The 9,491-nt window shown below is 44.4% G+C and carries 10 protein-coding genes; 6 read left to right on the top strand and 4 right to left on the bottom strand.

Annotated elements, in window-relative coordinates; all coding sequences use genetic code 11:
- Positions 1-242 (top strand): zinc ribbon domain-containing protein (locus QT987_RS17510; RefSeq protein WP_333242166.1); only part of this gene is annotated, 242 nt, incomplete at its 5' end.
- Between the two features lie 306 nt (positions 243-548).
- Here the strand turns inward: QT987_RS17510 and QT987_RS17505 are convergent.
- Both QT987_RS17505 and QT987_RS17500 read right to left on the bottom strand, forming a co-directional pair.
- Positions 549-2,450 (bottom strand): ATP-binding protein, encoded by a 1,902-nt coding sequence (locus tag QT987_RS17505; RefSeq protein ID WP_333242163.1) that lies wholly within the window; start codon positions 2,448-2,450, stop codon positions 549-551.
- A 545-nt stretch (positions 2,451-2,995) separates the two neighbouring features.
- Positions 2,996-3,223: a hypothetical protein gene (locus QT987_RS17500; RefSeq protein ID WP_333051858.1), complete on the bottom strand. Its 228-nt coding sequence runs from the start codon at positions 3,221-3,223 to the stop codon at positions 2,996-2,998.
- Between the two features lie 328 nt (positions 3,224-3,551).
- Here QT987_RS17500 and lepA point away from each other — a divergent pair, with 328 nt between their 5' ends.
- The 3 genes from lepA to QT987_RS17485 are packed head-to-tail and all read left to right on the top strand — an operon-like array spanning position 3,552 to position 5,903.
- Positions 3,552-5,366 (top strand): translation elongation factor 4, encoded by a 1,815-nt coding sequence (gene lepA / locus QT987_RS17495; protein WP_242715639.1) that lies wholly within the window; start codon positions 3,552-3,554, stop codon positions 5,364-5,366.
- Positions 5,367-5,404: 38 nt separating this feature from the next.
- A complete protein-coding gene (locus QT987_RS17490) occupies positions 5,405-5,536 on the top strand; it encodes a type II toxin-antitoxin system HigB family toxin (RefSeq protein WP_333242172.1) in 132 nt (43 codons plus the stop codon).
- The gene (locus QT987_RS17485) at positions 5,520-5,903 is read left to right on the top strand and encodes a transcriptional regulator (RefSeq protein ID WP_333242158.1); all 384 of its coding nucleotides are present in this window, start codon (positions 5,520-5,522) and stop codon (positions 5,901-5,903) included. The genes QT987_RS17490 and QT987_RS17485 overlap by 17 nt, the downstream gene beginning before the upstream one ends.
- A 127-nt stretch (positions 5,904-6,030) precedes the next feature.
- Here the strand turns inward: QT987_RS17485 and QT987_RS17480 are convergent, their stop codons facing one another.
- On the bottom strand, positions 6,031-6,579 hold the full coding sequence (locus QT987_RS17480; protein WP_333242155.1) for a hypothetical protein: 549 nt from the start codon (positions 6,577-6,579) through the stop codon (positions 6,031-6,033).
- Between the two features lie 70 nt (positions 6,580-6,649).
- Here QT987_RS17480 and QT987_RS17475 point away from each other — a divergent pair, with 70 nt between their 5' ends.
- Complete coding sequence (locus QT987_RS17475; protein WP_333242152.1) at positions 6,650-7,021, top strand: hypothetical protein; 372 nt, start codon at positions 6,650-6,652, stop codon at positions 7,019-7,021.
- Entirely contained in the window at positions 6,990-7,445 is a 456-nt protein-coding gene (locus tag QT987_RS17470; protein WP_333242149.1) for a DUF7689 domain-containing protein, read from the top strand. The genes QT987_RS17475 and QT987_RS17470 overlap by 32 nt, the downstream gene beginning before the upstream one ends.
- 340 nt (positions 7,446-7,785) lie before the next feature.
- Here QT987_RS17470 and QT987_RS17465 read toward each other — a convergent pair whose 3' ends face one another.
- The gene (locus tag QT987_RS17465; protein ID WP_333242146.1) at positions 7,786-9,024 is read right to left on the bottom strand and encodes a hypothetical protein; all 1,239 of its coding nucleotides are present in this window, start codon (positions 9,022-9,024) and stop codon (positions 7,786-7,788) included.
- Between the last annotated feature and the right edge of the window lie 467 nt (positions 9,025-9,491).

Below are 9,491 nucleotides of genomic sequence, written 5' to 3'. Positions count from 1 at the left end.
CGTCCCGCCCGTCCAAAAAGGACGGGCGGGACGCCCATCCCACAATAACAATTAAAATTGTAAGTTATTTAATTCGCAATCCTAAGAGTGGCTTGAATAAATCCCTGCTTGATGCTGCTCATGGGCAATTCGCTAGCGTCCTAAAATATGTCGCATGGAAATTGGGTAAAAGCGTTTTGTTTGTTGATCCGAAGGGAACTTCTCAAAATTGCTGGAACTGCCTAAATAAAGTTCCGAAATAATTATCGGAGCGGTGGCATTCTTGTCTGTGTGGAGAATCTTTGGATCGAGATGAAAACTCAGCTAAACTTAGGAATGAGAATTAAATAACTTGCATTTTTTGTAGGTTGGGTTGAGGGACGAAACCCAACGCCACGCTTGATTGTTGGGTTTCGTTCCTCAACCCAACCTACGAAGTTATTTAATCCACGATCCTTATTAGAAAGATTGGTCTGAGTTACGAAAGTGGCGGGGGAACTCCGTCACTCAAAAAAGCATGAGCAAAAAAGGAAAAAGAAGCCTGCGGTCTAACTGTACCCAGTTGACCGTCAGGTTAGTTCACATAGTGGTTCTTGATAAAGCGGGACAGTAAAAGTAACAGTCGCTCCCAGCCCTTCTCCCATACTGTAAAAATTTACTGTACCCCCCATTGCTTCTACCAGTTTTTGAGAAATAGCCAATCCCAAACCGGTGCCGCCGTATTGCCTGGTACGATCGCCATCCACCTGAAAAAACGACTCAAATAATTTATCTTGCTTGTCGAGAGAAACCCCAATGCCAGTATCAGCGACTCGGATTTTCACCATTCCGGGGAACTGCTGGTTGTGAACAGTCACCTTTTTCTTAATAACCTCGGCACTGATGCGAATTCCCCCTTCCCCAGTAAATTTAATTGCATTGCCCGTGAGGTTCAAGATTACTTGAAGCAGGCGTTGGTAGTTGCCATACACAATAATCTCGTCCTCCACAGGGGGTTTTTGGATTTGAAATTGCAATCGCTTTTGCTCGACTTGAACCCGTGTAAAATCCTCAACTTGTTGCAACAGTTCACCGAGTTTGACGGGAGCGAGGTCTAACTCCATTTTGCCAGCTTCGATTTTAGCGACATCCAAAATATCGTTAATCACATTGAACAAATGTACTGCCGATCGGTAAGCTTCTTCGATAAATTGGTGCGCTTCTTCCGGGTCATCTGCCATGCCGTCCATAAGCAGTTTTAGGAAGCCGAGGATGCCGTTGAGGGGGGTGCGGAGTTCGTGAGAAGTATTAGCAAGAAATTGACTTTTAAGTTGGGAAAGAGCTACGGCTTCGGCGCGAGCGTGTTCTAATTCTTGGTAAAGTGTAGCGTGGGCGATCGCACTGCCGACTTGAGCGACTAACTCGCGGGCGAATTCGAGTTCGACAGGACTCCATTTCGGAGAATTGCCGCAGCGGTGCAAACATATCAGTGCATTGGGTTGGTCTTCATAGGAGGTAGCTGCTACGAGCACGGAATGGCGGTGGAAGGGATCGGTGGCGGGGGAGGCGTAATCGACTGCTACTGGTTTTAAGGTGGCTAAAGTTTGAATCCACCCCGGCTGTTCGGCTGCGCGCAGTTCTACTCCTAGCATAGAAGAGTAAGCTTCTTGGCGGTATTCAGCTACTACTTTAAAAGTTTTCGATTGGAGATTTTCGATTTGAGTTGGGGAAAGCGGGGGCGAGGGGTAGCTAGCTATTGACTGTTGTAATTCGGCTGCTGAGGCGGTCGATTTTTGCTGTTTTTCGGAGGCGAGGAAGGGGGATGTTTCGAGATTTTCGCTGTCTTTTTTGTAGGAACAGATGATGCAGCGACTCGCGTTTAAAACTTGACCCAAGCTGTTAACAGTTTGCTGCCAAATGGTGGCTAAATCGAGGGTTTTGTGCAGGTTTTGAGCGATTTGCGAGATGATTTTACGGTCGATTTCGGAGTAGGGAGGGAGCGATCGACCGGGGATACGGCTCGCTGGAAGCGACATTCGTTGGCGGGCGTCCAAGAGGGATGGCAAAGCTCGATAGAGCATGAATTCTGGGGAGTCTGGCCGTCTGTCTGTGGGTTTGTCAGACAGCAGCCTTCCCATAACTAAGACTTTTGTAGCTTTGCCGTTTGAGTCGATCGCCGGAGTGAGTGTCAAATCGAAGAGAAAATATTGTCCGGCGTGGGAAAATGGATAGCTGAACCTTTGCGGTACGAGGGTTTCGAGCGCCCGCCGCAGGATATCGAGATAAGGCGCAGGGGGGATGGGTTGCAGGGTTTCGCTGAGGGGGCGATCGACAATTTGTTCTGCTGTAAGGTTGTACTGCTCGGCTTTTTGCCAGTAAAAAGATAGATATCTACCCCTTGCGTCTTGGGTAAATACTAATTCTGCCCCTAACTCTTGAAAAAAAACTGTAGAGGCGAGGCTCGATCGCCGAAAATCTGTGTTAGAGTCCATCAGAGTAGGGGATGAAAGTAGTTCGGATTTTGGAGTCTTGAGTTTTGAATAAATATCTCAATACTCCCCATTGTTTGATGCTTCTACTGTTAATTTTTGAGTTATTAATCAATTAAAAAGTTGTTGGCTTTTTAATTAAAACATTTATCGCTCAAAACTCACAATTAGCACAAATTTTAGGCTTCTATTATTGAGTATTGAGTGATTAATGAACTCAGAAAACATTTATTATTTAATTCTGAACTCAACTCAAAACTAAAAACTATTCGTTCTCAGCCGTTTTGGGTAATTTAAAGATAAAAATTAAGATTGAGAAATTAGGAATCTGCACCGATTAACTATCAAATGTGAAAATTACGCCAAAATATGAGGCTGCGAACCACCACCTCGAATAGTTCCGAGGTTGTGATTTAGCCGAGTTCACTCGCCCACCACTTGTAGCTTTCGCCGCGAAATCTGCAGGATCTCGCCCGCGCGATCGAAATTTCATTGCCAGAAACTTTACAGCCTGCAGATTTGCGCGCGCCGTCTGGGGCGAGAGTACCTCAGTCGTTCCACTCACCACGCGGCGGGACTGGGGGGTTGCGGCGTAAACTCAGAGCCAGCTCGTCTTCGCGGCGCTCGCCTCTGAGCCACTGCTTGATTGCTGTTTCAATGACTTTGCTGGGGTCATTCGTCAAGTGCTTAATTTGGTCTAGCAGTTCAGGATCGATATGGATGGACAGTTCGACTTTTTCTGACGAACTGTGGGATGGTATTCTTGATTCGCTCATAGTTAAAAAATCCTAGTTTTAATTCTTAAGTTTCAATTCTTTTGATGACAACCGACTGGACTAGATATTGGCAGTCCCTGATTTGCACCCAACCTTTCCTCAACCGCTTAACCGCTTTCTGTACAATGAGAGAGAGAAAAGTTTTTTCCTTTTGGGTGTCCGGCCTCGATCGGACACTTGAAAGGCTAATAACTGATACTCTTGAGGTTTGCCTCAGTTGTGGTTTCATCTCAATCCCCAGTAAGAGGTTGAAGTAAGCACTCTACTCTTGCTTGTGTAATCATACAACAAAAAGTATCCTTTGCCGATTAGCTCTTCGATAAAAAACATGACTAACGTCCCTGTATCTCGCATTCGTAATTTTTCGATTATTGCTCACATCGACCACGGAAAATCGACCTTGGCCGATCGCCTGTTGCAGGCGACTGGGACTGTGCAGGCACGGGAGATGAAGGAGCAGTTTTTAGACAATATGGATCTCGAACGCGAACGTGGCATTACGATCAAGCTGCAAGCGGCTCGGATGAATTATACTGCCAAGGACGGTCAGGAGTACGTGCTGAATCTGATCGACACTCCGGGACACGTGGACTTTTCTTACGAGGTGTCGCGATCGCTCGCTGCTTGCGAAGGGGCGCTGCTGGTGGTAGACGCATCTCAAGGCGTGGAAGCACAAACCCTGGCAAATGTCTACCTTGCCTTGGGGAACAATCTGGAAATTATTCCAGTTTTAAATAAAATTGACCTGCCGGGGGCAGAACCGGAACGGGTAAAAGGGGAAATTGAAGAAATTATCGGTCTGGACTGTAGCGGGGCGATTGAGGCTTCGGCTAAGGAAGGAATTGGTATAGATGAGATTTTGGAGTCGATCGTCGAATTGGTGCCGCCGCCGCAGGATACTGTTGACAAACCGCTGCGGGCGCTAATTTTTGACAGTTATTACGACGCTTATCGCGGGGTAATTGTGTATTTCCGGGTGATGGACGGAAGTGTCAAAAAGGGCGATCGAGTTTTGTTGATGGTTTCGGGTAAGGAATATGTCATCGATGAATTGGGCATCCTTTCACCGACTCAAGTTCAAGTAGATGAACTGCACGCCGGGGAAGTTGGTTATCTGGGCGCGGCAATTAAAGCCGTAGCTGATGCTCGCGTCGGCGATACGATTACTTTGGTCAAAAAGCCTGCACCGGAGCCTTGGCCGGGTTATACAGAGGCAAAGCCGATGGTTTTTTGCGGCTTGTTCCCGATCGATGCTGACCAATTTCCAGATTTGCGGGAAGCTTTAGAAAAACTCGAACTCAACGATGCGGCGCTTTCTTACGAACCGGAAACTTCGAGTGCGATGGGATTTGGTTTCCGCTGCGGTTTCTTGGGTTTGCTGCACATGGAAATTGTGCAAGAAAGACTGGAGAGAGAATACAATTTGGATTTGATTGTTACGGCTCCTTCTGTGGTTTATCAAATCACAACAATTAAAGGGGAAGTGTTAACAATTGACAATCCTAGCCACTTGCCAGATCCTCAGTATCGCGAGAAAATTGAGGAACCTTATGTGCGGGTAGAAATGCTGTCGCCGGAAACTTATGTAGGCGCGCTGATGGAACTGTCTCAAAGTCGGCGGGGGATTTTTATGGATATGAAGTATCTCAGTCAAGGCAGAACTACGCTGGTTTACGAGTTGCCTTTGGCGGAGGTGGTGACGGACTTTTTTGACCAGATGAAATCGCGATCGCGCGGTTATGCGAGCATGGAGTATCACCTCATCGGTTATCGCGAAAATCCGTTGGTGAAAATGGACATTTTAATTAATGGCGATCCGGTTGATGCTTTGGCGATGATCGTACACCGGGATAAGGCTTATAATGTGGGCCGCGGATTGACTGAAAAACTCAAGGAGTTGATTCCTCGTCATCAATTTAAGGTTCCCATTCAAGCAACAATTGGCGCGAAGGTGATTGCTTCGGAACACATTCCGGCTTTGCGGAAGGATGTGTTGGCGAAGTGTTACGGTGGCGATATTTCGCGGAAGAAGAAGTTGCTGCAAAAGCAGGCGAAGGGTAAGAAGCGGATGAAGTCTGTGGGTACTGTGGATGTGCCGCAGGAGGCTTTTATGGCTGTGCTGAAGCTCGATCGAGATTCGTAATCTGTGTGTAGGGATTTTGTTGGGAACAGGCAAGATGCCTGTTCCACCTGGGTAATAATTATCGATTAATAGTTAGTATTGATTATGAAAGCCAATTAATTTATATCAAATATATTCTCACCCATGCTGAGTATGATAAGGAGAAATGGAAAAATGACCCTTACTTTTAATCCAGATAAATACAAAGAGTTATTGTCTCTGTATCAGCCGAAAATAATTAGAAATGAAGCGGATAATGAGAAGGCTCTGGCTATTGTGGAAGAGTTAATGCACCAGCGCGATCGCACTCCTGAAGAAGACGAGTTATATGAATTGCTGATTGCATTAATTGAAAAATTTGAGCAAGAATACTATGCACCGGGAGCCACAGCTACTCCTAATTCAATATTGCTGTTTTTGATGGAACAAAGAGAGTTACAACCTGCTGACTTAGTGGGAGTTATGGGGTCTGAAAAAAGAGTGTATGAAGTGGTTAATGGGGAGCGAGATATTGGTCAAGAGCTGGCGTTGATTTTGGGAAGTTTTTTTCATGTATAGCCGAGTTTGTTCTGTAATTAAGGGAAGTAAGATTAAGGGCGATTCCCTACGGAATAGCTACGCTCGCGCACACTTTTGGAGATGAAGGGCGATCGCACTTTTGGAGATGAAGGGCGATCGTACTTAATTAACAAATAGCCGAAGCAGGCGCAATTTCGCGGAGTGGCATCAGGAATTCTTGCTTTTCTTCACGGGTGATATAGCCGCCATTGAGAGCCATTTCTATGAGTTGTTCGACAAATCCCTTTAACTCTGTTATAACTTGAGTTTTATTCAGTTCAAAGTGTTGATTTCTGGATTTTAGGGTAAACTGGTTTGGAGATAAATATCCAAATTCTTTGAAATTACAGCTAATTTTATCGTTGGTTAATGGCTGCAATTCAAGAGTAAGGCACACACTTTCAACAAATTCTATTTTGATTGGTTTCCCTTGGGATAACTCACTAATTTTTTTGGGGAGTTCATCTTCTAGGAGCATACAGATATCGGGGTCTAAAAAAACTTTTAGTTTTTCTTCACCAATTTCTATTGATACTGGGCGATCGCATTCAAAGCAAAATAGTTTCAGCCCTAATTCAAAATGCGAAAGTTCTCCTAATGAGTCATCTGGTGCGTCAGCATATTGTTCGCCAGTAGGTTCTTCTAGGTGGATTGTAAAATTGATATAGTTATTCATCTCGATCGCTCCTCTATGGTATAATCTAAAAAATAGTAATATTTTCAGGAACCTGCGAGGTGTGAACCTGATGGAAAAAACCTACAATTTTTCTGGGCTAAATGATACTTTCTCATACCCCATTTGGGAAACAGCAGAGATAGAAGTAACTTTTTTAGAGCTGGCAGAACAATGGCGGCGCGAAACAGGTATGATGTCCTTAGTTACTAAAATGTCAATGCACCCAGCATACCAAAGAATTATCGGTATGGGTCAAGCTGTTGTTCCCCTGATTCTGCGAGAATTAGAGCAAGAACCGGATCATTGGTTTTGGGCATTGCAAGCGATTACAGGTGCTAATCCTGTTGAATCAGAACAGCGTGGCAGGCTCAAACAAATGGCAGAGGCGTGGATACAGTGGGGCAGAGAAAATGGCTATAGATGGCAAGCTGGAACAGTATAAAGAAGATGAATTTCCTCACCTAGCTGCTACGGGGTATCGCATCACTAGCCCAGCAACACGCGCTTACAATTGTTTTGCTTGGGCTGCTGGTGAAGATGACCGTTGGTGGAATCCTCTAGAACCAAACAGTCCCTATTATTGGCCTGATGGTGTTCCTGCAGAGTTAACGATCGCTGCTTTTATTCAAGCTTATCAAACGGTGGGATTCCAACCTTGTGAAAGTTCTGATTTTGAATCGGGTTTTGAGAAGATAGCAATATATGCTACTCCTGACGGGGAACCAACCCACGCGGCCCGACAATTAACTAATGGCAAGTGGACGAGTAAATTGGGTCGTTGGGAAGATATTGAGCATGAACTAGACGGGTTGACAAGTGAGATGTACGGTTCTGTGAAGCAAATTTTAAAACGATCGATTGAATAAAAGAGTTTATTAGCTGGATGTATTTTTAAGGCAAAAGCGATCGCACTTTTGGACATGAAGGGCGATCGCACTTGACCAAAGAAATTGATTGAGATCAACTAAAATCTAGTTTAATAGTCCTGGACGATGGGGGCCCAGAAACCGGGTTTTTTTACGAAATACTTGGTTACACACCGTAAATTCGGTAAAAAACCCGGTTTCTTTGAGTGAGATTAAGGGCGATCGCTCTTTTGGAGATTAAGGGCGATCGCTCTTTTGGAGATTAAGGGCGATCACTCTTTTGGAGATTAAGGGCGATCGCAGTTATCGCTCTCCGAGAATTGCTCTTTCCTTATACCGCTCAAGCCTCAGAAAGACTAGGCAATATGACAGCAGTTTGAGCAACGATTTTGTCGAAAACTGTTTTTTGTGATAAGCTGTCCTTCGAGCAAATCTTGACTTTTTCTAGTAAAGATGAATAATCCTCTTCGGAAGTTATTGGACTAGCCATTCCTTTGAGCTTGGCTTCATAGAACTGGCAAGCTGTATAGCCTACTAGATTGAATACGAATACATTAGTGGAAGCGCTAATTGTCCAGTTAGCAATTGGAGTATGTTTGAACAAAAATCCTAGACCTAGTTGGGTAGCTTCTGTACCACTAAGAGCGAGACTAAAACTTCCTAAAAGTTCTGTTTGACGTGCTGGATCGTCGATATCGTCAAATCCATACACAACTGAAATCTGATAGCAAAGTTCTACCAATAGTAAGCTGCTATTATAAAAATCAACTAATGCTGTAGCTGGTGCAGCTAAACCACCACTTATTATCGTGGCTCCCACACCCAATGCTGCTACCGCTGTTGAAAAAATTGCTTTTTCCTGAATGAGACGATTGGCAATCTGGCTAGGTTTTTCGCTAGGATAAACTGCTTTTAGCTTTTTAACAGTATCCTTAGCTTTATCCAGGTCAACGCCTTGGGTAAGATTATAGAATAGGCGATCGCGCCAAGTTGTATCCCATAAAGTCATTATTGTATTCCTGAGAGAGGCTGGTATCTTACCTACTCCCTTAGTTGCTTCATTAAGCAAATCAGATACCTTTTTAGTTGTATCTCCTACCCCTCCTCCTACAGTTTGAGTCCCTTTTTCTATTGTTATTTGACAATCTTTCAAGAAGCTCTTTAATATTTCAATGTCTTTGGCTGATTTTTTGTCAAGAGCTTTTTTAGCGTCGATCACAAAATTCAGCAAGCCCATGATACTTTCTGCCGCCGATTGATTGGGTGTTGAAGCTTTATCTACTTTTCCGCCCCTGATACTTTCTGCCGCCGGTTGATTGGGTGTTGGAGCTTTATCTACTTTTTCGCCCAGATTTGATGGGTTCTCATCTAGCTTACAGAACTTTATCTTTGGTTCAAATCCCAAGGCAGTGTGAACTTTATTAACAATCAAATTCCACTCTTCATCGTTGGGTTCTTGATAACCTTGAAGAGTCACCTCCCTTCCTTTGACTGTTGCAGAAATCGAACCGCCTGTATAAGCCCATCGGGGATAAAGGGCTATGTGTATCTTCGATACATATTGTTGATCTGAATTCATTGCTAAAAATCCTTGACGATGAATATCTGTTTCTTAGGAAATATAGGCAATTAATGCTAATAATTGACAAGGAAAGTTATCTGACGGATTCAATAGCCCTCCTCGGTTTGACTTTTTCCTCAGTTTAGTGAGATCGCTTTAAGCAGAGCTAGGCGCTTTGGGGGATGAGGAGGCGATAAACGGTTACGCAACACTTCTGGGGTATCATCAGTACGCCCCTCTTTGATAGCCCGTTTTTTCAGTCGTTCGACTAAAACGTTCTCCGGCACCTCAAAACTAATCACACAGTTAAGCGAGAAATTTACCAAAGTTCAGCCCTACTCCCCTGTCGGATCGCTAACTGTAGTCAGTAATAGCTCAAAAGCCCTCCCACCAACTCTTTGACTTATAACTTGAATCATTTGCGCTTTAGCCTTCACTTATCATACGCTAGCTGAGTCTGTTAATAAACTGACATTCATCAGGAA

Source organism: Microcoleus sp. SVA1B4, from assembly GCF_036700545.1.
Taxonomy (GTDB): Bacteria; Cyanobacteriota; Cyanobacteriia; order Cyanobacteriales; family Microcoleaceae; genus Microcoleus.
The sequence above is the reverse complement of the archived record's forward strand: the minus strand, read 5'-3'. Positions and strand labels throughout refer to the sequence as shown.